The following is a 1,104-nucleotide window of genomic DNA, read 5'->3' as shown; positions in this document are numbered from 1 at the left end:
TCCATGACTGCGTTATCCAAGCAATTACCTTTTCTAGACATGCTTTGAGTAATACCCTGCTGGTGCAGGGCCTGTTGATAAAGCCCCATCTGGTATTGCCAGCCCTGGTCTGAGTGCAAGATGGGCTTATCTTTTGGTTTTAGTTGCTTAAAAGCCTTTTGGAGCATTTGTATGACTGAGCTAATCTGTGGCCGATCAGCAATCTCATAGGAGACGATCTCTTGGTTATAAAGGTCTAAGATCGGCGATAAATAGACTCGCTCACCCTTGATATTGAACTCAGTGACATCAGTGACCCACTTCTCATTAGGTTTGCTTGCTCCAAAGTTACGCTCCAATAAATTGGGAGCCGCTTTACCAATATTCCCCTTAAAGGACTGGTATCGCTTAGGCCTCACAAGGGATTTAAGTCCTAGCTGCCCCATGAGCTTTTGTACGGTCTTGTGGTTTAAATATTGCTGTTGATTGCGCAGCTCTAAATGTACCCGCCGATAGCCATAACGGCCCTGGTGGGCATTAAAGATCTGGGTAATACGATCTTTAGCCAACTCATAAGGATCAGGCTCATGATTACTACTGGCTGCTCGCCAGTAGTAGTAAACGCTTTTAGCCATCTTGGCGATGAGTAGTAAGTCTGGTAAACGGTAATACGGCCTTAGCTCAGTAATTACTTGGGCTTGTTCTCTTTTGTTGCTTTGCTCTGAGCTAAGGCTTCTAACTTTTTTAGGTAGGCAGCCTGTGCTTCGGCATACTCCAAACGTCTTCGCAACTCTGCCGGCGTGAGCTCCGAGATAGGTTTTTTGAGTAATGCTTTGATATTAAATTGGGACATAGGCGGTTGTCCTCTCTGTCGATTGGCAAGGGCTGTAATACCGCCCTCATTGTAGAGTTTTTGCCATTGCAAAATGGTGGTCATACTACCAATCCCAAAGTGGGCAGCAGCTGGCCTAGCTGATATCTGATGCTGTGCCATATATTGGAGAACTTGGACTTTGAACTCTGGGGAATGGCGTTGGTAGCTGGGATTAAGACCACTATGGCCATGTGCTTGATAGGCTAAAGCCCATTTGCGGACATCTGAGTGACTAATCTCAAATAAGTGAC

At 45.7% G+C, this 1,104-nt stretch carries 1 pseudogene; it reads right to left on the bottom strand.

Annotated features, from left to right (window positions below):
- Positions 1-1,104, bottom strand: a pseudogene (locus ICN21_RS01670) (IS3 family transposase); the annotation flags it as partial.

It is taken from the genome of Polynucleobacter sp. AP-Feld-500C-C5 (assembly GCF_018882265.1).
GTDB lineage: Bacteria > Pseudomonadota > Gammaproteobacteria > Burkholderiales > Burkholderiaceae > Polynucleobacter.
This window is presented reverse-complemented; position numbering and strand designations above follow the sequence as displayed.